This is a genomic window from Kribbella sp. NPDC049227 (genome assembly GCF_043197265.1).
In the GTDB taxonomy this organism is placed as follows: domain Bacteria; phylum Actinomycetota; class Actinomycetes; order Propionibacteriales; family Kribbellaceae; genus Kribbella.
Window position 1 is genome coordinate 250196 of record NZ_JBICST010000009.1, and the last position, 26890, is coordinate 277085.

26 protein-coding genes are annotated in these 26890 nt (G+C 68.4%); 11 read left to right on the forward strand and 15 right to left on the reverse strand.

Translation table 11 applies throughout. The annotated features are described in order from the left end of the window. Position 1 precedes the first annotated feature (1 nt). The 7 genes from ACGFH6_RS37715 to ACGFH6_RS37745 form a co-directional block, all read right to left on the reverse strand. Complete coding sequence (locus tag ACGFH6_RS37715; protein WP_393394231.1) at positions 2-1261, reverse strand: cytochrome P450; 1260 nt, start codon at positions 1259-1261, stop codon at positions 2-4. A gap of 374 nt (positions 1262-1635) precedes the next feature. After that, complete coding sequence (locus tag ACGFH6_RS37720; protein WP_393394233.1) at positions 1636-2430, reverse strand: DUF2785 domain-containing protein; 795 nt, start codon at positions 2428-2430, stop codon at positions 1636-1638. Between the two features lie 194 nt (positions 2431-2624). Beyond that, positions 2625-3389 carry an ABC transporter permease gene (locus ACGFH6_RS37725; protein ID WP_393394236.1) on the reverse strand — a complete coding sequence of 255 codons (765 nt, stop codon included), beginning with the start codon at positions 3387-3389 and terminating at the stop codon, positions 2625-2627. Between the two features lies 1 nt (position 3390). Further along, positions 3391-4383 (reverse strand): ABC transporter ATP-binding protein, encoded by a 993-nt coding sequence (locus tag ACGFH6_RS37730; protein WP_393394238.1) that lies wholly within the window; start codon positions 4381-4383, stop codon positions 3391-3393. A gap of 293 nt (positions 4384-4676) precedes the next feature. Further along, a complete protein-coding gene (locus tag ACGFH6_RS37735) occupies positions 4677-5840 on the reverse strand; it encodes a DUF4142 domain-containing protein (RefSeq protein ID WP_393394241.1) in 1164 nt (387 codons plus the stop codon). Positions 5841-6052: 212 nt separating this feature from the next. Continuing rightward, the gene (locus ACGFH6_RS37740) at positions 6053-8353 is read right to left on the reverse strand and encodes a sodium-translocating pyrophosphatase (RefSeq protein ID WP_393394244.1); all 2301 of its coding nucleotides are present in this window, start codon (positions 8351-8353) and stop codon (positions 6053-6055) included. Between the two features lie 227 nt (positions 8354-8580). Next, positions 8581-8910 (reverse strand): STAS domain-containing protein, encoded by a 330-nt coding sequence (locus ACGFH6_RS37745; RefSeq protein ID WP_393395096.1) that lies wholly within the window; start codon positions 8908-8910, stop codon positions 8581-8583. Positions 8911-9101: 191 nt separating this feature from the next. Here ACGFH6_RS37745 and ACGFH6_RS37750 point away from each other — a divergent pair, with 191 nt between their 5' ends. From ACGFH6_RS37750 to ACGFH6_RS37800, 11 genes are all read left to right on the forward strand, one after another. Then, positions 9102-11411, forward strand: coding sequence for a DEAD/DEAH box helicase (locus ACGFH6_RS37750; protein WP_393394247.1), 2310 nt, complete (start codon positions 9102-9104; stop codon positions 11409-11411). A gap of 36 nt (positions 11412-11447) precedes the next feature. Beyond that, positions 11448-11930 carry a hypothetical protein gene (locus ACGFH6_RS37755; protein WP_393394250.1) on the forward strand — a complete coding sequence of 161 codons (483 nt, stop codon included), beginning with the start codon at positions 11448-11450 and terminating at the stop codon, positions 11928-11930. 415 nt (positions 11931-12345) lie between these two features. Then, positions 12346-13116 (forward strand): hypothetical protein, encoded by a 771-nt coding sequence (locus tag ACGFH6_RS37760; RefSeq protein ID WP_393394253.1) that lies wholly within the window; start codon positions 12346-12348, stop codon positions 13114-13116. Between the two features lie 606 nt (positions 13117-13722). Next, positions 13723-15150: an extracellular solute-binding protein gene (locus ACGFH6_RS37765; RefSeq protein WP_393394255.1), complete on the forward strand. Its 1428-nt coding sequence runs from the start codon at positions 13723-13725 to the stop codon at positions 15148-15150. After that, positions 15150-16109: a carbohydrate ABC transporter permease gene (locus ACGFH6_RS37770; protein ID WP_393394257.1), complete on the forward strand. Its 960-nt coding sequence runs from the start codon at positions 15150-15152 to the stop codon at positions 16107-16109. The genes ACGFH6_RS37765 and ACGFH6_RS37770 overlap by 1 nt, the downstream gene beginning before the upstream one ends. After that, positions 16106-16927, forward strand: coding sequence for a carbohydrate ABC transporter permease (locus tag ACGFH6_RS37775; protein ID WP_360442516.1), 822 nt, complete (start codon positions 16106-16108; stop codon positions 16925-16927). Before ACGFH6_RS37770 ends, ACGFH6_RS37775 begins: the two co-directional genes overlap by 4 nt. Beyond that, positions 16927-18048: an ABC transporter ATP-binding protein gene (locus ACGFH6_RS37780; RefSeq protein ID WP_393394261.1), complete on the forward strand. Its 1122-nt coding sequence runs from the start codon at positions 16927-16929 to the stop codon at positions 18046-18048. The genes ACGFH6_RS37775 and ACGFH6_RS37780 overlap by 1 nt, the downstream gene beginning before the upstream one ends. After that, on the forward strand, positions 18048-19292 hold the full coding sequence (locus tag ACGFH6_RS37785) for a CehA/McbA family metallohydrolase (protein ID WP_393394264.1): 1245 nt from the start codon (positions 18048-18050) through the stop codon (positions 19290-19292). Before ACGFH6_RS37780 ends, ACGFH6_RS37785 begins: the two co-directional genes overlap by 1 nt. 268 nt (positions 19293-19560) lie before the next feature. Then, on the forward strand, positions 19561-19959 hold the full coding sequence (locus tag ACGFH6_RS37790; protein WP_393394268.1) for a hypothetical protein: 399 nt from the start codon (positions 19561-19563) through the stop codon (positions 19957-19959). A gap of 31 nt (positions 19960-19990) precedes the next feature. Next, positions 19991-20530 carry a VOC family protein gene (locus tag ACGFH6_RS37795; RefSeq protein ID WP_393394271.1) on the forward strand — a complete coding sequence of 180 codons (540 nt, stop codon included), beginning with the start codon at positions 19991-19993 and terminating at the stop codon, positions 20528-20530. Beyond that, on the forward strand, positions 20524-20865 hold the full coding sequence (locus tag ACGFH6_RS37800; protein WP_393394274.1) for a VOC family protein: 342 nt from the start codon (positions 20524-20526) through the stop codon (positions 20863-20865). The genes ACGFH6_RS37795 and ACGFH6_RS37800 overlap by 7 nt, the downstream gene beginning before the upstream one ends. Positions 20866-20891: 26 nt before the next feature. Here ACGFH6_RS37800 and ACGFH6_RS37805 read toward each other — a convergent pair whose 3' ends face one another. The 8 genes from ACGFH6_RS37805 to ssd all read right to left on the reverse strand — a co-directional run bounded on the left by ACGFH6_RS37805 (position 20892) and on the right by ssd (position 26791). Continuing rightward, entirely contained in the window at positions 20892-21512 is a 621-nt protein-coding gene (locus ACGFH6_RS37805) for a response regulator (RefSeq protein ID WP_393394276.1), read from the reverse strand. A gap of 338 nt (positions 21513-21850) precedes the next feature. After that, positions 21851-22246 carry an Rv3654c family TadE-like protein gene (locus tag ACGFH6_RS37810; protein ID WP_393394278.1) on the reverse strand — a complete coding sequence of 132 codons (396 nt, stop codon included), beginning with the start codon at positions 22244-22246 and terminating at the stop codon, positions 21851-21853. Continuing rightward, complete coding sequence (locus tag ACGFH6_RS37815) at positions 22243-22605, reverse strand: TadE family type IV pilus minor pilin (RefSeq protein ID WP_393394280.1); 363 nt, start codon at positions 22603-22605, stop codon at positions 22243-22245. The genes ACGFH6_RS37810 and ACGFH6_RS37815 overlap by 4 nt, the downstream gene beginning before the upstream one ends. A gap of 77 nt (positions 22606-22682) precedes the next feature. Continuing rightward, entirely contained in the window at positions 22683-22895 is a 213-nt protein-coding gene (locus tag ACGFH6_RS37820) for a DUF4244 domain-containing protein (RefSeq protein WP_131361499.1), read from the reverse strand. A 105-nt stretch (positions 22896-23000) separates the two neighbouring features. Further along, the gene (locus ACGFH6_RS37825) at positions 23001-23732 is read right to left on the reverse strand and encodes a type II secretion system F family protein (protein ID WP_393394284.1); all 732 of its coding nucleotides are present in this window, start codon (positions 23730-23732) and stop codon (positions 23001-23003) included. Continuing rightward, positions 23729-24514: a type II secretion system F family protein gene (locus tag ACGFH6_RS37830; protein ID WP_393394287.1), complete on the reverse strand. Its 786-nt coding sequence runs from the start codon at positions 24512-24514 to the stop codon at positions 23729-23731. Before ACGFH6_RS37830 ends, ACGFH6_RS37825 begins: the two co-directional genes overlap by 4 nt. Before the next feature lie 43 nt (positions 24515-24557). Then, positions 24558-25715: a TadA family conjugal transfer-associated ATPase gene (locus ACGFH6_RS37835; RefSeq protein WP_393394289.1), complete on the reverse strand. Its 1158-nt coding sequence runs from the start codon at positions 25713-25715 to the stop codon at positions 24558-24560. After that, positions 25712-26791: a septum site-determining protein Ssd gene (ssd, locus tag ACGFH6_RS37840; RefSeq protein WP_393394292.1), complete on the reverse strand. Its 1080-nt coding sequence runs from the start codon at positions 26789-26791 to the stop codon at positions 25712-25714. The genes ACGFH6_RS37835 and ssd overlap by 4 nt, the downstream gene beginning before the upstream one ends. Positions 26792-26890 lie beyond the last annotated feature (99 nt).

The following is a 26890-nucleotide window of genomic DNA, read 5'->3' on the forward strand; positions in this document are numbered from 1 at the left end:
GTCAGCCGGCTACCTGCTCGGGCTCTGCGGCGTGGAGCTGGACGGGGAGAGTCTCGACGCCGTAGACGATGGAGAAGTCGCGGAAACGAAGCTGTTCCTCGGGGATGGCGAGGGACAGGTCGGGGAAGCGGTGAGCCAGCGCCGAGAACGCGGCCCGGAGTTCCATCCGAGCCAGCTCGGCGCCGACGCAGCGGTGCATGCCGTGGCCGAAGGCGAGGTGCGCCGCCGGTGCACGACGCGGCCAGAACTCCTCCGCGTCCGGACCGAACACCTCCTTGTCGCGGTCGGCCCCCGACAGCGACACCGCGACCAGGTCGCCCTTCTTCACCTGCTGACCGAACAACTCCTGGTCGTGCCGCGCGAAGCGCGGGAACGCCACCTGGACGACGGTCAGGTACCGCAACAACTCCTCGACGATCGCGTCGACCGCACCCGGCTCGTTGCGGATCCGCTCGAAGTTCTCCGGGTTGCGCATCAGCACCAGCGTGCCGAGCGCGAGCATGCTCGCGGACGTCTCGTACCCACCCAGGAACACGCCGTCGGCGAGCCCACCGAGCTCGACGTCGTCGATGTCGTCACCCTGCTCGCGGATGATCGACCCGATCAGCCCGTCACCCGGGTTCTTGCGCTGCTTGCGGACGATCTCGAACAGGAAGTCGCGGGACTCGCTGGCCGAACCGAACACCCCGATCCCACCACCGGACAGGTCGAACCGCGCCGGCCCGAGCGCCCGGAAGCGATCGCGGTCCGACTCCTCGACACCGAGCAGGTCGGCGATCAGCAGGAACGGCACGTTGAAGGCGAAGTCCGACACGATGTCGGCGACCGGGCCCTTGGCCTCCATCAGGTCCAGCTGGTCCTGGACGATCTTCTCGATCGCCGGCTCCAGCCGCGCCAGCCGCCGCTTGGTGAACTCCGGTGTCAGCAGCTTCCGCAGCCGGGTGTGGTCCGGCGGGTCGGTGAACCCGAGCCCCCCGATCCCCTCCGACGGCTTGTTCGGGTCCGAGCCGACCAGCGGCCGGATGTCGTTGCTGAAGTTCGTCGAGTCGGCGAGCACGGCCTTCGCCTCCGCGTGCCCGCTCACCACCCAGACGTTGAGCCCGAACAGATGCGCCAGTTTGTGCACGGGCTCGGCCTCGCGCACCTTGCCCAGCTCCGGCACCGGGTTCACGCCGTGACGGCGCAGCGGCATCGAGACCTGGCTGGGGAACATCCGCATCTTCGACAGGTCGAGACCACCCTTGCGGGTGGTTCTGTTCAAGATCCGGCTGCCGACCCATCTCTTCAGGTATGTCGCAACCATGACTTCCACGCGCCCTCTCTGAACCGCTTGCCCCCGACGGCTTTCGTCACCTAAAAAGTAGCGTTGCCAAGGAGCAGATCTGATGGTGTTGGCACTACTGCGATAGTGGCGTTGGCACCACCATGGGAGGGGACCACGGCAATGCCAGCACAGACCTTGTCATGAACGAGATCTCTGCTTCTACCGGAAACCACCTGTACATCGCCCTGGACCGCGGCACGCCGTACCTCGGGGACACTTCAGGGAAATCTCAGCCGAAAGTCGGATGCGGGTCTCATCCTTCGTCGACCGTGTCATGGATGTGACCAAGTCAACACCCGTCCGCCCGGAGATCACAGGTAGTACGGCGTCACCATCCGAACGACTTCGGTGATCTTCGCCTTCACGAGGTCGCGATGGGGGATCTGCGTGACCGGGCCGGAGGCCGGAACGCGAACGCCGTGGTCGACCAGCAGGTAGAGGACCCGCAGCGTGCGGATGGTGTTGGTGACCTCCGGAGTGATGCCCTCGCTGGGCGGATTGGCGAGGATACGGACGGCGGGGTCGAGCCAGTCGGTGGCATCGGTCTCGGTGAGGTCCGCGCGGGTCAGGGTGGTCGCCAGGGCGTAGCCGAGGCGGTCGTCCTCCATGTCCCGCAGGACGTGCTGTGTCGGCGTCAGAATGCGGCCTATGCCCAACCGGAGCATCTGCACCGGCTCGACGGCCGGATGCAGCCCGAGGGCGCCCAGGAGGTCGGAGCCGTGCGCGATCGCGTGCAGCCAGCCGAGCTTGGCGTCGTACCCGCGCAGGTCCTCCTCGGCGACGTACCAGCGTTCGAACGGCGGCACCCAGTGCGGCTCGAAGACACCCGCGGTGACGATGCAGTCCAGGATCAATGGCGCGAACGTGCGCGCCTGTGTCTCGGGGTCCGCGAACCGCGCGACCATCTCGTCTCCGAGGGCACGCAGCTGGTCGGCGGACAGTACGCCGCGGCCGATCCAGGTGGCGAGGATCGAGTACGCCTGGGAGTCGCGCAGCACCGGATCCGGGGAGCGCAGCAGCGCGGACAACTCGGCGACGAGCTCGGTGAGCGGCCGATCGGTCGGGACGAAGAAGTCATCGGCGCGCACCTGCGCCCAGTCGGTCATGCGCGGCAGGCTAGACGCTTTCCCGCCGCGCCCGCCACCCCTACGCAGTGGTACGGCGACCGCCCCGGACAAGGGTCGGCCCGTGGAACGTGATGTCCCACGGGCCTCAGCGCGGCCAGGACCCCTCAGCCCGGCCGGGCCTCACGATCCCGGCCAGGGCCCCTCAACCACGGCCGGGATCGTCGTCATCGCGATCAGGCGTCGCGCTTGCTCGCCGTGAACAGAGCGATCGCCATCAGCGCCGCCGCCCAGCCGGCGAAGTACAGCAGGGCCCACCAGGGACCGAGGGCGAAGTCGCTGCCGCCGGCGTTCGCGCCGGCCAGCCCGAAGTCCTGGCCCTGGTTCAGGAACGAACTGCCGTTCGCGAACGGCGCCCACTTGGCCAGGTCGTCGCCGACCTTGGGGATCAGGGTGACCAGGTTCTCCACCAGCAACGGCCAGAGGATCAGGATCGCGATCGCACCGGCGCTCTGCCGGATCAGGATGCCGACCGCCACCGCGATCACCGCGGACAGCGCGAAGATCAGACCCTGGCCGGCCAGCAGCCGCCACTCGGCCCCGGTGTTGATGGCCAGGTCCGCGTTGCCGGCGAACAGGCTGCCGATGCCCCAGGCACCGAACGACGCGATCAGGCCGACGATCCCGGCCAGGAAGGCCACGACCGCGGTCTTGCCGAGCAGCAGTGCGGCCCGCTGCGGCACTGCCTGGAAGCTGGTCCGGATGGTGCCGAACCGGTACTCGGTGGTGACCGCGAGCGCGGCCATCACCATCATCACCATCTGGCTGAGCTGCGCGCCCGGCTGGGTGATGAAGATCGTCGCCTGCTGCTCGTCCGTGGCGTTCAGGAAGCCGGTGGTGAGTGCGGCGAAACCGACCGTCAGGAACGCCGCGATGACCATGCACCACCACGGCGAGCGGGTGGAGAAGAGCTTGATCCGCTCGACTGTGATCACCGACATGTCAGTTGTCCTCCTTCGGACCCGCGGCCACCTCGGTGGCGGTCGGCGCGTCCAGCGCGGTCACCGCAGCGATCTCGTCGTGCGCGTGGTATTCGACCGAATCCCCGGTCATCTGCATGAACGCCTGCTCCAGCGAGCCGCGCTGCAGGGTCAGTTCGTGCAGCACGATGCCGTGCGCGGCGGCTGTCTCACCGACCTGGTCGGTGCTCAGATCGCCCTCGACGAACAGGACCTTGCCCTGGTCCTCGACGTCCTCGATCCGGGTGACCAGCTGCTGCTGTTGCAGCACACCGGCCAGCTGGTCGAGTTGCGGAGTCCGGACCTTGACCGTCGTACCGCTGGCGCGGTCGACGAACTCCTGGGTGGTGCTCTGGGCGATCAGCCGGCCGCGGCCGATGACGATCAGTTCCTCGGCGGTCAGCGCCATCTCGGACAGCAGGTGGCTGGACACCAGCACGGTCCGGCCCTCGTCGGCCAGCCGGTGCATGAAGGTGCGGATCCAGACGATGCCCTCCGGGTCGAGACCGTTGACCGGCTCGTCGAACAGCAGCACCTCGGGGTCACCGAGCAGCGCACCGGCGATGCCGAGCCGCTGCGACATACCCAGCGAGTAGGCGCCGGCCCGCTTGTTCGCGACCGCGGTCAGGCCGACCATCTCCAGCACCTTGTCGACACTGCCCTTCGGCAGCTTGTTGGACGCGGCCATCCAGGCCAGGTGCGACCGGGCCGACCGGTTGGGGTGCACCCACTTGGCATCCAGCAGCGCGCCGACCTTGGTCAGCGGCTGGTGCAGGTCGCGGTAGCGCTGCCCGTCGATCCGGACGTCGCCGGAGGTCGGGGTGTCCAGGCCGAGGATCATCCGCATCGTGGTCGACTTGCCGGCCCCGTTCGGGCCGAGGAAGCCGGTCACCTTGCCGGGTTTCACCTCGAAAGACAGGTTGTCAACGGCAACAGTTGCACCGTATCGCTTGGTGAGGCCCTTTGCCTCGATCATCGCCTACTCCTCGTTCGGTGGCGCCAGTGTTCCCGGTCGGGCGGGTTGTCTCGCATTGAGTTCAGTATCGAGGTCGGACCGGTGCAGAACATCGGACCCGGGGCGGATCCGGTGTGTCCACCCGTGGGTTGATTCTGCCGTCCGCCCGGGCCAGGCGACCATCGGTTAAAGCCCTGACCACGACCCCGACGATCCCCCACCCGGCCACCTGCCCGCATCAGCCGAAAGTCGACGACCGGCCGTACTTCGGTTGGGAGTAGATGGGAGTGACTACCAAAAGGACCGCCCGCGGTTCAGTCCACCGGAACACCGTAGAGCACGAGATTGCTGCTGTAGCGGTGGGTTTTGTGGTTGTACGAGCCGGTGCAGGTCACCAGTGCCAGCCGGGGCTTCACCGCACCGTGGAACAGGTCTGCGGGCAACGCTTCCTGCCGGTAGGTCCGGCGCGCCACGATGCGGTACCAGTGCACGTCTCCGCCCCCGGCCGTCACGGCAACCCTCGCGCCCACCGGCACCCCCGAGAGCGCGGCGAACACTCCGCGACCGCGAGCCGTGTCCACGTGGCCGGCCAGCAGCACCGTACCGCCGGACGAGCCCGGCGCCGCACCCGCCGCCCACCAACCCACGTCGGCCGCCGACGCCGGCATCTGCAGCCGGCCGTCGGCGGCGGTCGCCACCGGCAGCACCGATGCCTCCAGCACGCCGGGCAGCTTCAGCCGCACCGGCGGAACGGCGGCTTCGCGGTCCACGGCCGACGCACTCGCGTCCGGGACCTGCCCGCTGTCACCGGGCCTTCCGAACACCATGACCAGCGCGGCACCGATCGCTACGACTCCGAGCAGACGTCGCCGGACCGGGACCGGTTTACCGACAAGAAGGAGCAGTACGCCGACGCCGAGCAGCAGCATCGCGGCCCGCGAACGAGTCTGCTCGGCATCGGCGACCTGGCCGCCGTCGCCGGTCGACACGACCGGGGGCCCGGTCTCGTCCTTGCAGGGACCCGCCACCGTGCGCAGGTGCATCTCGATGACCGGCTTGGCGCCGTTGGCCACTGACTCGACGGCAGGCGACGCGCTCTTCGGCAGCTCGCCCTCGACCAATGCCAGGTACTGCTGGTGCAGCTGCCGCTGCAACTGCACCCAGGCGGCGTCGTACTCGGGGGTCCCGGCTTTGGCCGCGAGCGCGGCGAGCTGCTGACGCTGCGCCGCCGAAGGCAGCGTCACCAATCCGATGCCGAATTGATTGGCGACCTCGAGCTGCTGCGCGGCGAGCCTGCGATGATCGCGTTCCTCCTGGGCGGCGACGTTCTTCAGGCACGAGGTCCGGCCGTGGATCGTCCCCGAGTGGGCGGCCTGGATGATCGTCAGATCGAGCTGGTGGGCGGCGTTGAGATAGTCGGCATCCGGTTGCTGTGCCCTCGCGCTCGCAGGCTGCGCTGTTGCGAGCACTCCCGCCACGGCGAGAAGCAACAGCGCCGACAAACGGGCGAGCGTCGCCCGTCGGGGGAAAGCAGAGCCCGTGGCCGGTCGTCGAGGCACCGCTACCTCCCTACGCTCGGCGTAGCGCAGTTCGTCGTACAACGACAGTAAAAGGGACGGACGGTCTTGGTCCAGACATGCGAAACGGCCCACCGGAAACCCGGTGGGCCGTTTCTGCGCGTTTACCGCGGTCAGGCGGCGGCGTTCACCTCGGCCGGGGTGTCGGAAATGACCGACTCACGGCGCTTGGAGACGAACACGGCGGCCGCCAGGATGACCACCGCGACCAGGGCGATACCGATCCGCAGCGGCCTGTTGGTGTCGTCGCCGATCGCCGACAGCCCGACGACCGCCGGGGCGATCAGCACCGAGACCAGGTTCATCACCTTGATCAGCGGGTTGATGGCCGGGCCGGCGGTGTCCTTGAACGGGTCACCGACGGTGTCACCGATGACGGTGGCCTCGTGCGCGGGCGAACCCTTGCCGCCGTGGTTGCCGTCCTCGACCAGCTTCTTGGCGTTGTCCCAGGCACCACCGGAGTTGGCCAGGAAGACCGCCATCAGGGTGCCGGCACCGATCGCACCGGCCAGGTAGCCGGCCAGCGACGCGGCACCGAGGCCGAAGCCCACGGCGATCGGCGCGAGCAGCGCGAGCAGACCCGGAGTGGCCAGCTCCCGCAGCGAGTCGCGGGTGCAGATGTCGACGACCTTGCCGTACTCCGGCTTGCCCGTGCCGTCCATGATCCCGGGGATGTCGCGGAACTGGCGACGTACCTCGTAGACGACCGCACCGGCGGCGCGGCCGACGGCGTTGATCGCGAGGCCGGAGAACATGAACACCACGGCCGCACCGAGGATCAGGCCGACCAGAGTGCCCGGGTTGAAGACCAGCGCCTCAGCCTCGAACTTGGCGTAGTTCTCGCCCAGCGAGGACCGGATCGAGTCGGTGTAGGAGCCGAACAGCGCGGTCGCGGCCAGTACGGCGGTGGCGATCGCGATGCCCTTGGTGATGGCCTTGGTGGTGTTGCCGACGGCGTCCAGCTCGGTGAGGATCTGGGCCGCTTCGCCGTCCACGTCACCGGACATCTCGGCGATGCCCTGCGCGTTGTCGGAGACCGGGCCGAAGGTGTCCATCGCGACGATGACGCCGACGGTGGTGAGCAGACCACAACCGGCCAGCGCGATCGCGAACAGCCCGACCACACCGGAGCCGCCGACCAGGAAGGCGCCGTAGACGGCCGCGGCGATCACCAGGGCGGTGTAGACGGCGGACTCGAAGCCGACAGCGATACCGGACAGGATCACGGTCGCCGCGCCGGTCAGCGAGGTCTTGCCGACGTCCTTGACCGGCTTGTCCTCGGTGCCGGTGTAGTAGCCGGTCAGGGCCAGGATGATCGCGGCCAGCACGATGCCGATGATCACCGAGACAGTGGCGATCAGCCGCGGGTCGCCGTCGTGCGCGGCGATCACGTCGGTCGCGCCGGTCAGGTCCTTGAAGCTGCTCGGCAGGTAGACGAACGCCGCCACCGCACAGAGCACACCGGACACGATCGCGGAGATGTAGAACGCGCGGTTGATCGTGCGCAGGCCGTTCTCGCCGGTGCGCGGACGGGTCAGGAAGACGCCGATGACCGCGGTGACGGCGCCGATGGCCGGCACGATCAGCGGGAAGATCAGGCCCTGCTCGCCGAACGCGGCCTTGCCCAGGATCAGCGAGGCCACCAGCATCACGGCGTACGACTCGAACAGGTCGGCCGCCATACCGGCGCAGTCACCGACGTTGTCGCCCACGTTGTCGGCGATGGTCGCCGCGTTGCGGGGGTCGTCCTCGGGGATGTTCTGCTCGACCTTGCCGACCAGGTCGGCGCCGACGTCGGCGGCCTTGGTGAAGATACCGCCGCCGACACGCATGAACATGGCGAGCATGGCGGCACCGAAACCGAAGCCCTCGAGCACGGTCGGGGCGTCACCCTTGAACAGCAGGACGACGACCGACGCACCGAGCAGGCCGAAGCCGACGGTGGCCATGCCGACGGTTCCACCGGTGCGGAACGCGACACGCATCGCGGGGTCGCGGCCTTCGTCGCGGGCCGCGGCGGCGACCCGGACGTTGGCGCGCGTCGCGAGCCACATGCCCAGGTAGCCGATCAGCGCGGAGAAACCCGCACCGATGAGGAAGAAGACGGAGCGGAAGATCTTCAGCGTGGTCTCGTTGTCGCCGTCACTGTGGGCGGGCAGCAGGAACAGCAGCAGGAACGCGACGATGGCGAAGACGCCCAGCGTTCGGAACTGCCGGTTCAGGTAGGCGGATGCGCCTTCCTGGACCGCCGCGGCGATCGTCTTCATGTTCTCGGTGCCATCGTTCGCGGCAAGCACCTGGCCCCGGAAGACCATCGCAATGGCGACCGCGAGGATCGCGATCACTCCGACGACGATCACCAGTGTGGTGTTGCTCGACGAAAGATCCACCGCTTGTGCAAGCAGCGCGGACATCCGTCCTCCTTGTAGGCAACCCCTCAGGGCTTGACGGCCCCCGTCTGCCGCAACCGAAGGGTTGGGAAAATACGGCACAGCGCCAAAGAGACTTGGCGCGGTGGGTCACTCTAACGGGTATCCGACCAGACCTGACGACAGGGTGGTCTACGCCATACCCGAGTACACGAGCAGCTACCTCACTCTTCGTGTTGAAGGGGACACGTTTTCACTTCGTCGTCACGTCGTCAGATCGCCGAGGCGACGTCCGGATGGATGTCGAACACCTTGGTCAGGCCGGTGATCCGGAAGATCTTCAGCAGCCGTTCCTGGGTACAGACCAGGGACAGGGATCCGTCGTGGGTGCGCACCCGTTTCAGTCCACCGACCAGGACGCCGAGACCCGTGGAGTCCAGGAAGTCCACGCGTTCCAGGTCGACCACCAGGTGGTAGTCGCCTTCGTCGACGAGCGCTGCGATCTTCTCGCGGAGCTTCGGTGCGGTGTAGACGTCGATCTCCCCCGCCACCTCGATGACGGTGCGCCCGCCCTCGGCGCGCGCGGTCAGCGACAGATCCACTTCGGCCTCCGATCCCGTGAACTGCTGCATTCAACCATGTACGGACCGTGAGTAGGACCGTTGCCGAAAACTCTTTCATCTCGTCCCACCGAAGTCGATCTCCGTCCGCAAAATGAGGCGTGCATCCGCCGCGTGCACACGCCCGTGCACTCCCGGCGCGTGCTGTCCGTGGCCGGCACTACGCTCGCGGTATGCGCGGAGGTGGTGAGGCGGCGGATGTGCTGAAGCGCCTGGCAGCAGGCCGGGACGACCGGCTCACGCATGTCGAGACCGTGCCGCCGCGACTGGGGCAAACGTGTGAATGGCCGCGCTGGGCACCGGCCGAGGTTCTCGCGCAACTCGCGGAGGCCGGCATCACAGCGCCTTGGACTCATCAGGTCGCTACCGCCGAAGCGGCGTACTCGGGCCGGCATGTGGTGGTCGCGACGGGGACGGCGTCCGGCAAATCGCTCGGCTACTTGCTGCCTGCCTTTGCCACCTTGAGCATCGCGCAGGCCGCGTCACCGCATCGACGGGTGGCGTCTGTTCTGTACCTGTCGCCGACCAAGGCTTTGGCGCACGACCAGCTTCGCGCGGTGTCGTCGTACACAGTGTCCGGTCTGCGGCCGACAACGTTGGACGGCGATTCCGAACGCTCCGAACGCGACTGGGCTCGCGACCACGCGACGTACGTGCTCAGCAATCCGGACATGCTGCACCGGTCGGTCCTGCCGAACCATCAGCGCTGGGCCCGCTTCCTGGGCTGCCTGCAGTACGTCGTGGTGGACGAGTGTCATCACTATCGCGGTGTCTTCGGTGCGCATGTGGCCGGCGTACTGCGTCGGCTGCGGCGGGTGTGTGCGCAGTACGGCGCCCATCCGATCTTCATCTGCGCATCGGCGACGGTGGCCGAGCCGGCGGTGTCCGGTGAGCGGCTGACCGGTCTGCCGATGGTGGAGGTGGTGGAGGACGGATCACCCCGCGGCGGCATCTCCTTCGGTCTGTGGGAGCCGCCACTGACCTCTGTACGTGGTGAGAACGGGGCGCCGGTACGACGTTCCGCGACGGCCGAGGTGGCCGACATCCTGACCGATCTGGTCGTGAGCGGGGTGCGGACTGTGGCGTTCGTGCGGTCGCGGCGTGGGGCCGAGACAGTCGCGATGACAGCCCGCGAGAACCTCGCCGAGGTTCACCCCTCGCTGATGGACCAGGTGTCCGCGTACCGGGCGGGCTATCTGCCGGAGGAGCGGCGCCGGCTCGAAGGCATGTTGCAGAGCGGTGAGCTCACCGGTGTCGCGGCGACCAACGCTCTGGAGCTGGGCATCGACATCGCCGGACTGGACGCCGTACTGCTGTCCGGTTGGCCTGGCACGCGCGCATCGCTGTGGCAGCAGGCCGGACGGGCGGGTCGAGCCGGCGGGGATGCCTTGGCGCTGCTGGTGGCGCGCGACGACCCGCTGGACACCTATCTGGTCCGGCACCCGAACGCGATCTTCGGCCGACCCGTGGAAGCGACTGTCTTCAACCCGGAGAACCCGTATGTCCTCGGCCCACAGCTGTGCGCGGCCGCGCAGGAGCTGCCGCTGACGGACGCGGACTACGACATCTTCGGCAGTACGACGCCCTCCGTGATCCAGCAGTTGGTCCGCCAAGGGCTGCTGCGTGAGCGACCGCATGGATGGTTCTGGACACGGCGGGAGCGCGCTGTGGACGCCATCGACATCCGGTCGGCCGGCGGCAAGACAGTGCAGATCGTCGAGGACCAGACCGGCCGGCTGCTCGGCACAGTCGACGGCGGCTCGGCCCACGCCTCGGTCCACGAGGGCGCGGTCTACGTGCATGCGGGCGAGTCGTACCTGGTGCGCACGCTGGACCTCGAGGGTCACGCGGCCGTGGTCGAGCCGGCCTCGCCGGACTACACCACCTTCGCCCGGGACGTGACCGAGATCAGCATCCTGGCGACCGAGGAGACCTGCACCTGGGGTACGGCGGAGTTGTCGCGCGGTTGGGTCCAGGTGACCAGCCAAGTGATCTCGTACCAGCGCAAGCTGATCGCGACCGGCGACGTACTCGACGAGCAGCCCCTCGACCTGCCGGAGCGCACGCTGCGGACCAAGGCCGTCTGGTGGACCATGCCCGACTCCGCGGTCGAGGCACTCGGGCTGTACGACGTACCCGGTGCGGCCCATGCGGCCGAGCACGCGTCGATTGGACTGCTCCCACTGTTCGCCACCTGCGACCGCTGGGACATCGGCGGCGTCTCCACCGCCCGGCACGCCGACACCGGCCGCCTCACCGTCTTCGTGTACGACGGCCACCCGGGCGGCGCCGGATTCGCGGAACACGGCTACGCCGCGGCGCGCGAATGGTTGACGGCGACATGTGAGGCGATTGCACACTGTGAGTGCATTGATGGGTGTCCGTCGTGCGTACAGTCACCCAAATGTGGGAACCAGAACAACCCACTCGACAAGAGCGGCGCGGTGGCGCTGCTCACCGCACTACTCAGCAGTGAGGCCTGAACAGCCAGCCCCGGGCTGGCGGAGAGGCAGCATGCCATGGCCGTCCTCGGAATCGTCCTGATCGTCCTGGCCGTGCTGTTCGGTCTGGGTGTCTCGGTGACCTCGACCGCCTCCACCACGATGGAGGTGTTCGGTATCGACTTCGGCGTCTCGGTGCCGACCGTGTTCCTGCTCGGCGCGCTGACCGGGATCGCACTTGCCCTCGGGCTGTGGCTGACGAAGAAGGGACTTGCCCGCGGCTACCGGCGGCGCAAGGAGATGCGCGAGCTCCGCGCACAGGCCGCGACCACCGAACCGGCGGCGGTCACCACGAGTGACACCGCTCCCGAGGTCACGGCGGCGCCCGATCGCACCGAGTCCGACAGCGCCGTGCCCGACCGCACCGAGCCCGATCCGGTCGGGCCTGAGCGCGCCGTTCCTGAGCGCGCCGTTCCTGAGCGCGAGCCTGGCGCCGACGAGCGGCTAGCGACTGAGCGGCACGTCGCCGAGGATCCCACTGACACCAAGCAGCCCCACTGACCACTCTGTTGCCCACGGCATCAACTAACGCGTTGCGCCACCGGAGTTTCCCCGGCGTACGGTAACATCTCGATCGGCGCACAGCCTCCGCTCAGCGGTGGCACGACGGCCCTGCGGCCGGATTTCGGTGCCCTACGCAACGACTTTGGCCTGGCAGTTAGTTGCCATTGGCATCAAGTTTCGCGGCTTCGCCATAACCACCGCCGACCCACCTGTGCATTACTGGTTGTGGCGTCAACGTCGCGTTGAGTCACAGTCGGCCTTCCGGGCCACACCGCCTCCTCACGGGGGATCGACCCGCAGCTCGCCCTCCGCGCAAAAGGGTGTTCGTCGCGGTTCCCGGAACCGGACCGGCTCGCGCCACGGGGTCCCGACGACCTGACGCCGCGAGATGGCACGACCTCTGGAGGTTGTCTTGATCATCCGTAAATTGTTGAGCCGTACCGGCGTGGCCGTGCTCGCGGTCAGCGTCGCACTGGCCACCGCGGTCCCGGCCCAGGCGGCGAACCCGTCGACGGGCGGATCGGCCGCGGCCCCGGGCGTCGAGGTCGGGGTGGCCAAACAGATCGCCACCCGCGCCGACACGCGGTACTGCCTCACCTTCGTCGCGGCCGCCAAGGTCCCGATGGCGGTCATGATGGCGTGCGCACCGGGCAAGGAGGGCAAGACCCAGGAGTGGATCTACACCGAGTCCGGCCAGTTGCAGGTCGCGATGAGCAAGAGCGTCGGTGGCGCCCTTGCCAAGACCGGCGCCTGCCTGGACAGCGGTGCGGACCTGGCCAAGGTGCCGGCCTCGGCACCACTGCTGGTGCTGCCCTGCCGTGACGGCGACGGACAGAAATGGACCTACGACGAGAGCGCGGGCACGTTCGTGAACACCGCCAGCGGTCTCGCCCTGACATCCCTGCTCGGCGAGGGGAAGGCCAAGCAGGCGCAGCCGACCGGCAGCATGTCCACGGCCGGCACACCGGTCCAGGGCTGGAGCGCGTTGCCGCTGCCGGGCCTGGACATCCTGGGTGCGGTACTGGCACTCGTGAACGCGCTGCTGGCGTCCCTGGGCCTGGCCCTGCCGCTGCCGATCGCGAAGGCCGCGTCCAGCCTGCTCGAGCTGGTTCGGCCGGCGACACCGATCCCGGCTCAGCTGACGGTGCTGCCGAAGCAGATGATGCAGCTGGCACAGCGCTGATCCGCAAGGAGGATCCTCAGCCGGACAGAGGACAACCGGCCCCGACGATGTCGGGGCCGGTTGTTTTCTCACTCCTTCGTGATCGACGCCATTCGGTTGTTCGGTAGTGCAGTGTCTGGTGAACCTCGTCGGTCGTGGGATCCGATGCTCGGGGAGTGACCTCGAGCTACCCGCTGCTTGCGCGTCAGCGGGAGCCCTGCGTCGTCGTCACCGTCGACCCACCTCCTCCGCGGCCGTCACCAGCCGGCCGGTGTCACCACCAACAGTGGTGATGGCACCAGTGGTGGCAATGACTGAGCAGGTCGTCCAGAAGGCAAGAAAGCAGCCCCATGTCTTTCACCTCCGATCCGCTGAACCGATCGGCAAGACCGTACCGCTCGCTGTCACGTTCTGTATCTAGTCCACTACTGGTTGCCACACAACCTTGAGCATCCTTTAACCCTTCCGCAACGCTTCCCGTGGGACCCCGACTTGACAGTTCGCGACTGGTTGCCTACAGCCCCTGTCAACGTTCTCCTCCGGGTTGGGAAAAAGTCTTCACAAAGTCGCCGACGAGTGCCAATGTTTGACCGGCACTCCGCAGTACCGATCTCGCTAGGAGCTTTGATGCGATCTCTCCCGCGGTTCTCCGCGCCCGCCCTCCTCGGCGTCGCCGCAACCCTGCTGCTGACCGGCTGCCTCGGCTCGTCCGCATCCGACAGCGGCGACCAGGACACGAACCGCAACGCCGATGCCAAGAAGGTCGAGCTGACCATCGGGTCGAACTCGATCAAGGGCGGCAAGAGCAGCGCCGGGGCAACGTTCATCGAGGACGTGCTGATCCCGAAGTTCGTCGCCGAGCAGAAGGGCAAGGGCGTCGACGTCACCGTCAAGTTCCAGGGTGACGGCTCCGACGACGAGGTCTACAAGCAGAAGCTGTCGCTCGACCTGTCGAACAAGTCCGGTCCGGACCTGTTCCAGATCGACGGCATCTGGGTCGGCGAGTTCGCCCAGGCCGGCTACATCAAGCCGCTCACCGACACCGTCGGCGAGGCGAGCAAGGTGGACGACTGGGACGGCTGGAAGCAGATCCCCGAGACGGTGCAGCAGCTCGGCAGCTACAACGGCAAGCGGTACGGCGTCCCCGGCGGGACCGACGGCCGGGTGCTGTTCTTCAACAAGAAGCTGTTCCAGCAGGCCGGGCTGCCGGCCGACTGGCAGCCGAAGTCGTGGGACGACATCATCTCCGCCGGCCAGGCGCTGAAGAAGCTGTCCGGCGTCACGCCGATCCAGATCAACGGCGGTACGGCGATGGGCGAGGCGACCACCATGCAGGGCGTGCTGCCGCTGCTGGTCGGTACCGGCGCGACCGTCAACACCGACGGCAAGTGGCTCGGCGACACCCCGCAGGTGCGTCAGGTGCTGGACTTCTACCACCAGATCTACAGCACGGGTCTCGGCGACCCGGTGCTGCAGCGCGAGGCCAAGGGCCGGGACAAGTCGTTCGCCGAGTTCGCCGCGAACAAGGTCGGCATCCTGCTGGAGAGCGACTACTTCTGGCGCAGCGTGGTGGAGCCCAAGGAGGGCGTGGCCAAGATGGCCGACCGCGACTCCGCCGTGGGTTACGCGCTGATCCCGGCCGCCAGGCCGGGCGGCGGCGTCAAGGGCCAGGACTTCGTCTCGATGTCGGGTGGCGGCGCGACCGTGATCAACCCGAACACCAAGTTCCCGCAGCAGGCCTGGGAGCTCATGCAGTTCTGGAACTCCGCCGAGATGGTGAAGGCATCGCTGGACGGCGCCGCCAAGATCACCCAGCGCAGTGACGTCAACGCCGAGGTGCTGGCCGGCGACCCGATGCTGAACTTCGTCGCCACCAAGGTGCTGCCGATCACGCAGTTCCGTCCGGGCCTGGCGGAGTACCCGAAGGTCTCGGCCGCGCTGCAGCAGGCGACGGCGGACGTGATCGGCGGGAAGAGTACGGACGCGGCGGCCAAGGCGTACCAGAAGGCAGTCGAGGCCGCGGCCGGCAGCAAGGACAAGGTCGCCGGTAACTGATGACGACGGCTTCCCCACCTGCACCGGCAGACCCGGTCCAGGGACGTGGTCCGGTCGATCGGGGCGGCCGGACCGGTGTGCGGGGACCGGCACGCGATGTCGCAGGGCTCGGCGTCGGCCGGGCCCTCGGCTTCGTCGCGCCCGCCCTGCTGCTGATCGGCGCGTTCCTGGTCTTCCCGGCGATCTGGACCATCTACATCGGCCTGACCAACTACCGGCTGACCGGTGTCGAGGCGGTCTCGCCGTCGATGGTCGGGCTGTCCAACTACACCAAGGCGCTCAACGACGCCCTGTTCCACAACGCGTTGTGGCTGACGCTGCTGTTCGTCCTCGGCTCCGCGATCATCGGCCAGAACATCCTCGGCTTCACCCTCGCCTGGGTGATGCGGCGGACCCGCCCGGCGGTCCGGCGTACCGTCGAGGCGTTCGTGCTGCTGGCCTGGATCCTGCCGTCGACGGTGGTCGCGTACCTGTGGGTCGCGTTCTTCGACCGCGACGGCGGCACCCTCAACAACATCCTCGGTACGCCGGGGACCGCGTGGCTGATCGACTACCCGATGGCCTGCCTGGTGTTCTTCAACACCTGGCGCGGTACGGCGTTCTCGATGATGCTCTACTCCTCCGCGCTGCAGGCCGTACCGCCGTCGCAACTGGAGTCGGCCCGGATGGTCGGTGCGTCGGGCTGGCAGACGCTGCGGGACGTCGTGTTCCCGCACATCCGCGGGCACGTGCTGACGAACACCTTGCTGATCTCGCTGTGGACGGCGAACGACTTCTCGCCGTTCCTGCTCACCAAGGGCGGGCCGAACCACGAGTCCGAGACGGTGCCGGTGTACATCTACAACGTGGCGCTGCAGGGCGGTGAGCTGGGCTACTCCTCTGCCATCTCGTTCCTGTTGCTGATCGCGAACCTGCTGGTCTCGCTGATCTACCTCCGGCTGCTGAGGAGGCGCTCGTGACCCCGTCCTTCGTCCTTCGCCGGATCGGCTTCTACGTACTGATCTGCGCGATCACGCTGTTCTTCGCGGTGCCGATGCTGTGGATCGCGTCCGCGCCGTTCGACAAGAATCCCGGCCTCGGCGTGCACTGGCCGGACTGGACGCTCGACAACGTCCGCAAGACGCTCGAGCATCCGTACGCGATGCACTCGATGGTCAACTCGCTGCTGATCTGCGTGACCACCGCGGTCGCCGTGACCGCGTTCGCCGCGTTGGCGTCGTACGCCCTGTCGCGGGTCCGCATTCCGGGCCGCGACGCCTTGCTCTACGGGTTGTTGCTGCTGTCGTCGGTGGTCACCGGGACGGCGGCGATGGTGCCGATCTTCGTGATGATGTTCCAGCTCGGGCTGATCGACTCCCGGTTCGGGGTCGCGCTGGTGATGACCGGCGGTCTGTTGCCAGCGGCAATCTTCATCCTGAAGGACTTCGTCGACGCGGTGCCGAAGTCGTACGAGGAGTCGGCCCGGGTCTTCGGCGCGTCCACCGGCCAGATCCTGCGCGACGTCGTACTCCCGGTGGCGCGGCCCGGCCTGGCCACCATCATGGTCTGGGCGTTCGTGAACTCCTGGGGCAACTTCCTGGTGCCCTTCCTGCTCATCCGGTCGATCGAGAAGCAACCCGGTGCGGTGCTGATGCAGACCCTCACCGACGAAGGCGGCAGCGTGAACCTGCAGGTGCTGCCGGTCTTCTCGCTGCTGTTCTCGATCCCGGTCGTCGTGCTGTACCTGCTGGTGAACTCGCGGTACGGGTTCCGCTTCCACGGAGGGATCAAGAGCTGATGGCGGGCATCGACATCGAAGGCCTGGCAACCGTCTACCCCAACGGCGTACGCGCCGTCGACGGGCTGGACCTGCATGTGGCCGACGGCGAGTTCTTCGCCCTGCTCGGGCCGTCCGGGTGCGGCAAGACCACACTGCTGCGCACGATCGCCGGCCTGGAATCCGCGACCGAGGGCACGGTCCGGATCGACGCGGCCGACGTGACCCGGACCGAACCGGGCAAGCGCGGGGTCGCGATGGTGTTCCAGGACTACGCCCTGTTCCCGCACATGAGTGTGTCGGAGAACATCACCTATCCGCTGAAGGTACGGCGGGTCTCGGCTGCGACTCGCGCGGAGACGGCGGAGCGGACCGCGGGCGAGCTGTCGCTGGACGGGCTGCTGGAACGCAAGCCGGCGCAGCTGTCCGGTGGTCAGCAGCAGCGCGTCGCGCTGGCGCGCGCGATCGCGTCCCGGGGCAAGGTCCTGCTGCTGGACGAGCCGTTGTCCAACCTGGACGCACGGCTGCGGTTGGAGGCTCGGACGTTCCTGAAGAAGCTGCAGCGCGACCTCGGCATCACCACGGTCTTCGTCACCCACGACCAGGCCGAGGCCTTGGCGCTGGCTGATCGCATCGCGGTGATGGAGTCCGGCAAGCTCCGCCAGCTGGGCAGCCCGCGGGAGGTCTTCGCGCGGCCCGCGAACACGTTCGTGGCGAACTTCATCGGCTCGACGCCGATGAACCTTCTGCCCGGCACTGTCTCGTCGACCTCGGGGCCGGAGACCTATGTCGATGAGGTCGGGACGGTCTCGGTGGCCGGCGGATCGTTGTCTGCGGCCACTTTCTCGGCTCCCGCGGGCGCTGAGGTGACGGTCGGCGTACGGCCGGAGTACCTGACCCTCGCCGGCGGCGACGTCAGCGGGCCGACACTGCGTGGCCAGGTCGTGGTGGCGGAGAACCTCGGCACCCAGTCGCTGGTCAGCGTCGACTGCGACGGCACCCTGATCGGTGTCACCGTGCCGGAGGAGAACGAGCCGGAGCCCGGTACGACGGTCGTCCTCACCGCACCGGCATCACGGGTACTGCTGTACGACCGGGAGTCCGGTGACCTGCTCACCCGTCAACCGGCCACGGTCGCCTGATGGCGGTCACGACGTACCGCCGTACCTGGACTCTCAACGATCGGGCGGAGTCGGTCTGGCATTCGCTGCCGGTCGACATCCCGGCGGACTGCCCTGGTCTGCTGGTCACGCTCACGATCCCGCCCGTCGAAGGTGCGGTCATCGACATCGGTTGCGAGGGTGCGGGTGGTTGGCGCGGGTGGTCCGGCGGTGCGCGTCAGACCTTTGCGATCACTCCGGACGCGGCGACGCCTGGGTATGTCGCCGGTGAGCTCGAGCCGGGGACTTGGTGGGTCGTTCTCGGGCTGCACCGTGTGCCGGTCGAGGGCGTCGAGCTTGTCGTCGAGGCTGTGACTGGTCCGGTGTCGTCGGTGCCTGGTCTGACGGAGTACGCCGACGCCACCGCGGCTGTCGCCGTACCAGCTCGGCCGCCGCGCCGGACGTTGCCCGCGTCTGCCGGGTTGAAGTGGATCGCTGGGGACTTCCACGCGCATTCGTTGCACTCGGACGGGTCCACTCCGATCGCGAACCTCGCTGCACTGGGTGTCGCGGCCGGGCTGGACTTGCTGGCGGTGACCGATCACAACACGGTCGCGCACCACCTCGAGCTGCCTGGGCTGAGCGATCGGTTCGGTATCGGGCTGATCCCCGGGCAGGAGGTGACGACCGACACCGGTCACGCGAACGCCTTCGGTGAGATCGGGGCGATCGACTTCCGGCAGCCGGCCGCGACGTGGGTGACCGAGGTTGCCCGGCGTGGTGGGTTGCTGTCGATCAACCACCCGCTCGGCGGCGACTGCTCGTGGCGTCACCCGCTCCCGGAACATCCACGGCTGGCCGAGGTCTGGCACTCCTCGTGGCTCGACCACCACTGGGGTGGACCGATCGCCTGGTGGCAGGCGTGGGGACTCGACACCATCCCCATCGGCGGCAGCGACTGGCACAACCCGACGTCCCTCACCCCACCAGGCACCCCCACCACGTGGTTAGCCATCGACGCCTCCGCCGAAAGCCCCGCCGAACTCCGCGACGCCACCCTGGAAGCCCTGTCCGCCGGCCGCACCGCCATCTCCACGTCCTACACCGCTCCCATCCTGGTCCGCGCCGACGACGAACTCATCGCCCTGGACGCCCCCAACACCCTCGTCATCACCCCCGACGGCACCCGCCACCCCGTCCCGTCCGCCCACCACCGCCTCCCCGCCGCCCCCGGCCCCCACACCCTCATAACCCACACCGGCCAATTCCTCTCCACCTGCACCTGACCCCCGCCCGCTTCACGCGAGGCGAGCCGGCGACGAGGCAGACTGACCTGATGGCGACCGGTGCGCATCAGGTGATCGTGGTGGACGCGCTCCTCCACCTGCACCTGACGCGCGCCCCGCTTCACATGCGGCGAGCCGAGGACGAGGCAGACTGACCTGATGGCGACCGGTGCGCATCAGGTGATCGTGGTGGACGCGCTCCTCCACCTGCACCTGACGCGCGCCCCGCTTCACCTGCGGCGAACCGGGGACGAGGCAGACTGACCTGATGGTGAGTGGTGCGCATCAGGTGATCGTGGTGGACGCGGCGAACGTGGTCGGCTCGCGTCCTGACGGGTGGTGGCGCGATCGGCCAGGCGCCGCTCGCCGACTGCTACGTCAGCTCACCGCCCTCCAGGAACGCCTCGATGACACCGAGATCGTCGTCATCCTGGAAGGCGCAGCCCGCTCCGCCATCTCCGGCCCCGACGCTCCCGACACCGCGGACCTCCGCATCGTCCTGGCCCCTGGCTCCGGCGACGACACGATCGTCACCACCACTGCCGCCATCACCAACGCCCACGTCACCGTGGTCACCGCGGACCGCGGCCTCCGCGACCGCCTCGCACCCACCGGCGCCACCACCACCGGCCCCCGCTGGCTCCTGGACCAACTCGAGCAGCCCTGACCTACCCAACCGCTCCCGGGGAGGGACCGCCATGACGAACCCCGTGACCATCGAACTCCTGAACGTCGTGTTCGCCTGCCCCGGCAACACGGAAGAGTCCTACGAACGCGGCGCCCGCCCATTGGCCGAGTTCTACGCGAACCTCCTGGGCATGCGGATCGTCCGCGAGGACTGGTTCGTGATCGCTCACGAGGACGATCCGGACGGTCTCCGCCTGGCGTTCGGCGACGGACCGATCGACTACCAGCCGCCCCGCTGGCCCGACCCGGACTACCCACAACAGATGCACCTCGACATCACCGTCGACGACCTCGACGCCGCCGACCAACGCGTCGTACAACTCGGTGCCTCCAAACTCCAGGACAAAGACACCTTCCGCACGTACGCCGACCCCCCGGCCACCCCTTCTGCCTCTACCCCACCACCCCCGAATCCCGAACCGGCCCCCGCACCGCGCTCACCAACAGCCCGTCCCAGCCCAGCCCCGACCAAGCCGACGCACCAGACAAACCCGGCGCACTCAACGCATCCGATGAGCTCGGTGGGGTCGGGCGGGTTGGTCGTGTGGTGATCGACTGCTTCAGTCCGCGGGCGCTTGCCGACTTCTACGCCGGCCTCCTCGACATGCCGAAGCGCGAGCTGGACACCTCCGAGCGAGTCGTCATCACCCGGACCGACGGACGCCTACCAACTCTCGCGTTCCAGCACGCGCAGTTCCCCGCACCCCGCTGGCCCGACCCTGCCTACCCGCAACAGGTCCACCTGGACCTCCACGTCCCCGCCGCCGACGAGCCCAGCCTGCAATCCGCCCGCGCGCTCGCAGGCAGCCTCGGCGCCATCGAACTCCAACCCGGCCCACACCATCACGTCTACGCCGACCCGGCAGCCCACCCCTTCTGCCTCTAGCGCACCACCGACTCCCGCGGTCGGCGTCAGTCGAGGAGCCAGCCGTTGCGGTCGGCAATGTGAATCGCGTCGGAGCGGGTACGGGCGCCGGTCTTACCGATGGCCGACCAGAGCCGGGTGCGGACGACGCGCTCGGAGACCTCGAGCTTGCGCGCCATCAGCGCGATCGAGCCACCGTCGCGGGCAGCCCGCAAGGTGTCGGTCTCGTCGTCGCTCAGCGGGGTCTCGGAGTACATGAGTGTCTCGGCCGCCAGGTTGGCGTCGACCACGCGGAGGCCGAGGTGCACGCGTCGTACCGCGTCGGCCAACTGCGGCGCCGGGCTCCCCTTCAGAGCGAACCCCTTGGCTCCCGCGTCGAGACCACGCCGGAGGTGGATCGGCCGGCCGTACGTCGTGAGCATGACGACACGGCATTCCGGGATCGATGTCCGCAGTCTGGTCGTGACGGTGATGCTGTCGTGGCCCGGGCCGGCCGCGTCGAGCAGGGCGACGTTCGCGCGGTGACGTTTCGCGGCGCCCACGACGTCGTCCGATCTGTTGAGCTCGGCAACGATCTCCAGATCGCGCTCGCGCTCCAGACCGGTTCTGAGGACGCCTCGGCTGAGGATCTGGTCGTCGACCAGCAACAGCCGGATGCGGTCGGGCAAACGGGCCTCCGGGGTAACCGTCCGGGCGCCGGGGAAGTGCGTCCGGGAGGATGGGCAGGTCTTCGGTCCAGATCATGGAGTCCGCTCCCACGCCTCGTCCACATCAACGCGGCATCTCTACCAGATTGCGACCAGATCGCGACCGCTTCAGAACCCCGCACGTGCACGACGCCCCGAAGGCTGCCGGCTCAGTCGACTCGAGTGACGGTCACTTCCTTGGACGGGTCTAGGAGACGCCCTCGTCGGTACGTTCCTGGGTGGCGGACTGGGTGCGATCGGTGACGTTGTGAGCTGACGCCAAACGGGACGCGGCGCGGCTGTGACCAGGGCGACCGGACTCACACGGGGCCGGCTCGGGCTGTGGTGGTGAGGGTGGGGTGGGCGAAGGGTGGGAGGTGGAGTTGGAGGGTGACGGTGATGGATACCGCGGTGGGGGTGGGGTGGCAGGACGTGAGGTGGACTTTCTGGAGGGTGGCTATTCGGTCGGCGATCTCGCATGGGGCGGCGGATTGGGTGGTGGCGGTCAGGGCCTGGGCGGCGCTCAGGGCTGTGGCGGCGCTCAGGGCTGTGAGGTCGGCTGCGGCTGAGAGTTTGTGGCGGGCCGTGGAGATCGACGACCAGAGGGTCGCGACGGTCAGGGCTGTGAGGAGGAGCAGAGCAGCCAGAAGGGAGAGGACGGTGGCGGAGCCTCGCTCGTTGGGTGTCCTGGGGTGATGGAAGGCGCGGTTCGTCATGGGATGGCTGCCTCGGACTGGAGGGTGGCTTCGGCTGATAGTTCGGTGGGGACGAGGTGGGTGAGGAGTGGAGGTTTGTGGCGTGGGGCGGCCGTGACGGTGACGTGGATGTCGTTGCCCGTGCGGGTGATCGTGATCGTCGCGCCGGGGGCAGTACGGCGGCCGATCGCCTGCGCGTGGTCGAAGGGGTCGCCTCGGGCGGCTGCGCGGGCAGTGTCTCGGGCTGCGTCGATGCATTGGATGTTGAGGATGACGAGGCCGATGGCCCAGATGCCCAGCAGGAGCAGGGTGAGGAGGACCGGTAGAGCGATCGCCAGTTCGGCGGTGATCGCGCCGCGTTGTGTTCTGCGAGATGGCATCCAGTACTCCTTCGATGGGGTGGCGGTGGCCGGTCGCGGTGAAGGGGTGACCCGCGACCGGCCGCCGGATCTTCAGGTCAGAGCTGGACGCCCTCGACGCCGGCGAGCTTGAGCGCGTAGTTGATGAGAGCCTTCAGGGCGTTCATCATCACGTCGGACTTCAGCAGCGCGACGAGGATGCCGCCGAACCCGCAGGCCGCGACGACACTGACCGCGTACTCGGCGGTTGCGGCGCCGCGTTCGGAGCGGGTGCGGAGACGGTGGCGAACGGCCACCAGTGCCTTGGACATGTGATACCTCCCGGGACTGCGATTCGGCTCGTCCGGATCGCTCACTGACAACATGCAGTCGTCGAATGCCCTTTTTTCACAGGAGTTTCAGGCTGTGGATGACGCTCAGGGCTGGAGCAGGTAGGGGATCAACGCGTCGGCGATCGTGGGGACGATCGACAGCAGGATGAAGGCCGGCAGGAAACAGAGTCCGAGCGGCAGGGCGGAGCGTGACTCGGCGGCACGGGCGCGTTGGTCCGCGGCGTGCTGATGGGACTGACGAGTGTCGTCGGCCAGATGTTCGAGAGTCCTCGAGAGGGGTGCGCCGGAGCGGATCGAGCGGTCGATGGCTCGGGCGACGGGGGCACAGGCTGCTTCGGTGCGTAGATGCGCCCAGGCGTCGGCTGGGTCTGCGCCTAGCGCCAGGTGGTGGGCCACCTTGGTGAAGAGCTCGGCGAGCGGGCCGCGGACGGCGGTGGCTACGACACCGAGCGCCTGTTGAGGTGGGCGGCCGGCGCGGAGGCAGGCGGCCAGTAGGTCGACGGCTAGTGGTAGGTCGCGGCCGATCCGGGCTGCGCGTTGTTTGGATTCAGCAGGTTCGAGGCGGGACAAGGCCCGAGGTACGCCGTAATACGCGAGCGCTGCGAGTAGCACGCCCCATGGGAAGCCGATCAGAACGATGATGCCGATCGCGGCGACGATGGCAGCAAGCCGGTGCGTGCGTGAGGTTGGGCCGCGGGTACGTCGGGAGCGCGGGGTCAGGCGGCGGAGATTCGAGCGGGGTGGGACGAGGAGGTAGGCCGCGAGAGCGCCGGCAACTGCAGCCACCGCAGGCCCCGAGGACAGGGTGGGGGTCATGTTGAGACCTTTGCTAGGTGGGTGGTCCAGTTGAGGCCGAGGGTGGTCAGGGCCAGGCCACCGGCCAGGCAGACCCAGCCCGCGGGTGTGGCCGTGAGGAAGGTCAGGGGTCTGGCGCCGAGTGAGTAGCCCAAGGCGATTCCGAACACAGGAAGCGCGGCCAGGATGCGGGCGGTTGAGTGTGCGCCGGCGAGACTGGCCGCGGTTTGCCGGTGGATGGTCTCGTCGGCGCGGAGCGAGTCCGAGAGACGCTCGGTCAGTGAGGCGAAGGCCGCGCCGGATTCCTCGGCCACGCGCCACGCGGCGGCCAGGGCGCGGAGACCACCGGCGCCCGGGGCTTCGGCGGCCAGCTCGAGTGCGCCTGGAACATCGCCGCCGAGTCGGGCTGCGGCGTGGGCGATCTGGAAGTCGGGGCTGATGGTTGTGGCGCCTTCGAGCGCGTCGATGGGCGGGCGGCCCGCGGTCAGTTCGGCGGCCAGTACGTCGAGTGCCTCGATGATCTGTGCACGCCGGGCAGCCGTCGCGACCCGATGTTTGTGCTGTGCCCGCTGTACGACGACGAGTGCGGCGACTACGCCGATGGCGATCACCGATACGAGGATCTGCGCTCCGAAGACGACAGCGATCGTGACGGCGATGGGACCGGCCAGCCAGCGGCGGGTGAGGGCATCGGAACGGCTGGGGATTCGTGCGGTCAGGCGATGCAGGCCGCGGCCTCGGATCGGCAGAACCAGCACCACCACGAAGAACGCGAGAGCACCTGCGATGAAGGCTGGGTTCATGCTGCACCCACAGGGACCGTGGTGGGGCGAGGGATCGTCGGGTTCATGCTGCGCCGGCTAGCAGGTTGGTGAAGTGATGGGCTGGTGGGAGGACGTTGATGGTGCCGGTGGGGAGGAACTCGACGGCTGGGCGGGTGACGACGTGGCCGCCGGGGAGGCGGTCGAAGGTTCGGATCTCGGCGACGCGGCGTACCCCGTCCGTTCCTCGGGTCAGGTGGATGACGGCGTGCAGGGCCGACGCGACCTGGCTGTGTACGGCGTCCCGGGTCAGGCCGGCCAAGGCACCGAGGGCTTCCAGACGCGCGGGAACGTCGGACGCTGAGTTGGCGTGGATCGTGCCGCATCCACCTTCGTGGCCGGTGTTCAAGGCAGTGAGCAGGTCCACCACTTCGGAGCCTCGGACCTCTCCGACGACCAAGCGGTCGGGTCGCATCCGCAGAGCTTGCCGCACCAGGTCGCGCAGTGAGATCTCGCCACTGCCCTCGACGTTCGGCGGACGAGCCTCCAAGCGCACGACGTGTGGATGATTGGGGCGCAGTTCGCTCGCGTCCTCGACCAGCACCAATCGCTCCGACGGATTCACCAACGACAACAGGGAGTTGAGCAGCGTCGTCTTCCCCGTCCCGGTGCCGCCGCTGATGAGGAACGCCACCCGGGCTTCGAGCAGATCGCGCAGGATCGCCGTACCGGCTGGAGGTAGGGCGCCCGCGGTGACCAGGTCGTCGAGGGTGAAGACGTGGCGGGCCGGCACGCGGAGCGAGAGGCACGTGCCTGGAGCCGCAACCGGCGAGAGCACAGCGTGGAAGCGCGTGCCGTCGGCGAGGCGAACGTCGACGTACGGCGTGGCGTCGTCGAGTCGGCGTCCCGCAGCAGCCGCCAGGCGGGTTGCGAGGCGGCGGACCGCGGGCTCGTCGCCGGTTCGCACCAGGACGCGCTCGAGGCCGGAGCCGCGATCGATGTACACCTCGTCGGGTCCGTTCACGAGGATGTCGGTGATGCCTGGCTCGGACAGCAGGGTGTCGAGTGGACCGGCTCCCAGCGCGTCGCGGCGGAGCGCCTCGACGACGGCGAGGACCATCGAGTCGCCGCAGACCCTGCCATCGGCGCGGAGCGCAGCCGCCACCTGGGAGGGAGTCGGCTCGGCACCGGTGATTGCCAGACTGCCGCGGACCCGGTCGAGAACCTCTCGGGACACGTTCATGCCGCGGCCACTTCGAGGAGGCCGAAGAGGTCGAGGAGCGCGGTGGCCGCGCGGGCCAGCGGACCTCGGGGCCGAGGATCGAAGCGGCCCTGGTCCATGGCAGCCGGGAGATCGCGCTCCGTCCCGATATTCGTTGCCAATGGCAAAGACAGGTGCGAGGCGACGTCAGTGGCAGCGAGACCCTTCACCCGTGATTCGCGGGTGACGACGTGAAGCTCACCGGCTACGGCCCGCAGCGGACCCACCAGTCGCTTGGCCGCGGCGACGGACCGGACGTCGCGGGGCACGACCAGCAACGTGGCAGCGGCACGGATGAAGCCCTCCTCAACTGCCGGATCCGCACGTCGCGGCAGATCGACAACGACCAGATCGCTGCTGCGCTGCGCGGCACCCAACACCGAACTCATCGTCTCCGGCGGAAGCACCGTGACATCGGATTGGTCCCAGGACAGCACCGCCAGACCGTCGACCGTTGGCAAGGCGGAACGCAGAGCGGCCGCACTGATCCGGCCCGACGCGTTGAGCAGCTTCGGCCAGCGGTCGCCGACGTCACGCTCGATCCCCAGGGCGAGCTCGATCCCGCCACCGAGCGGATCACCGTCGATCAGCATCGTGCGGAACCCACGCCGATTCCCGAACACCGCGACCGCCGACGCGAGCGTGGTCGCACCCGCCCCACCACACCCGCCGACGAACGCGAGCGTGAGCGCCGTCCGCACTCCACCGTCCAGGGTGTCCGCGAGCTTGCCTGCCAGCGCGGGCTCCTCGGCCGGCAGGCGAAACACGGCATCCGCACCGATGTCGAAGGCGCACCGGTACAGCTCGTCGCCGTCCAGCGCCGAACCCACCACGACAACACCTCGTCGATGATCGGGCTGCCTGGTGCCCAGCAACTCGGCCAGGTCCCGGCCGACGACGACCAGCGGGCAGGACTGCCAGCTGCGCCGCAGCCCGTGCAGGTCGTGCTCGACCAGCGGCGTGATCGATGCGGCCGCCGCCAGCCGGAGCAGGTCGTCGAGCAGCACCTCGTTGGTAGTTGCCATGAGCACCGATGTGGGAACCGAAGTTGTGTCCATGCCTAGAACATGCCGTTCCCGGACCCGCTCCGGACAACCAACCGGATCCCTGTGGACAAAGGCTTGTCGGCTTCCCGCCAGCAGCGGGAATCCGCCACG

Coding starts and splice junctions, on each gene's coding strand:
- ACGFH6_RS37720 (WP_393394233.1), bottom strand. CDS start 2,430: ATGACCGACTGGGCGCAGGTGCGCGCCGATGACTTCTTCGTCCCGACC.
- ACGFH6_RS37725 (WP_393394236.1), bottom strand. CDS start 3,389: ATGTCGGTGATCACAGTCGAGCGGATCAAGCTCTTCTCCACCCGCTCG.
- ACGFH6_RS37730 (WP_393394238.1), bottom strand. CDS start 4,383: ATGATCGAGGCAAAGGGCCTCACCAAGCGATACGGTGCAACTGTTGCC.
- ACGFH6_RS37740 (WP_393394244.1), bottom strand. CDS start 8,353: ATGTCCGCGCTGCTTGCACAAGCGGTGGATCTTTCGTCGAGCAACACC.
- ACGFH6_RS37750 (WP_393394247.1), top strand. CDS start 9,102: ATGCGCGGAGGTGGTGAGGCGGCGGATGTGCTGAAGCGCCTGGCAGCA.
- ACGFH6_RS37755 (WP_393394250.1), top strand. CDS start 11,448: ATGGCCGTCCTCGGAATCGTCCTGATCGTCCTGGCCGTGCTGTTCGGT.
- ACGFH6_RS37765 (WP_393394255.1), top strand. CDS start 13,723: ATGCGATCTCTCCCGCGGTTCTCCGCGCCCGCCCTCCTCGGCGTCGCC.
- ACGFH6_RS37770 (WP_393394257.1), top strand. CDS start 15,150: ATGACGACGGCTTCCCCACCTGCACCGGCAGACCCGGTCCAGGGACGT.
- ACGFH6_RS37780 (WP_393394261.1), top strand. CDS start 16,927: ATGGCGGGCATCGACATCGAAGGCCTGGCAACCGTCTACCCCAACGGC.
- ACGFH6_RS37785 (WP_393394264.1), top strand. CDS start 18,048: ATGGCGGTCACGACGTACCGCCGTACCTGGACTCTCAACGATCGGGCG.
- ACGFH6_RS37790 (WP_393394268.1), top strand. CDS start 19,561: ATGGTGAGTGGTGCGCATCAGGTGATCGTGGTGGACGCGGCGAACGTG.
- ACGFH6_RS37795 (WP_393394271.1), top strand. CDS start 19,991: ATGACGAACCCCGTGACCATCGAACTCCTGAACGTCGTGTTCGCCTGC.
- ACGFH6_RS37810 (WP_393394278.1), bottom strand. CDS start 22,246: ATGACGAACCGCGCCTTCCATCACCCCAGGACACCCAACGAGCGAGGC.
- ACGFH6_RS37815 (WP_393394280.1), bottom strand. CDS start 22,605: ATGCCATCTCGCAGAACACAACGCGGCGCGATCACCGCCGAACTGGCG.
- ACGFH6_RS37820 (WP_131361499.1), bottom strand. CDS start 22,895: ATGTCCAAGGCACTGGTGGCCGTTCGCCACCGTCTCCGCACCCGCTCC.
- ACGFH6_RS37825 (WP_393394284.1), bottom strand. CDS start 23,732: ATGACCCCCACCCTGTCCTCGGGGCCTGCGGTGGCTGCAGTTGCCGGC.
- ACGFH6_RS37830 (WP_393394287.1), bottom strand. CDS start 24,514: ATGAACCCAGCCTTCATCGCAGGTGCTCTCGCGTTCTTCGTGGTGGTG.
- ACGFH6_RS37835 (WP_393394289.1), bottom strand. CDS start 25,715: ATGAACGTGTCCCGAGAGGTTCTCGACCGGGTCCGCGGCAGTCTGGCA.
- ssd (WP_393394292.1), bottom strand. CDS start 26,791: ATGGACACAACTTCGGTTCCCACATCGGTGCTCATGGCAACTACCAAC.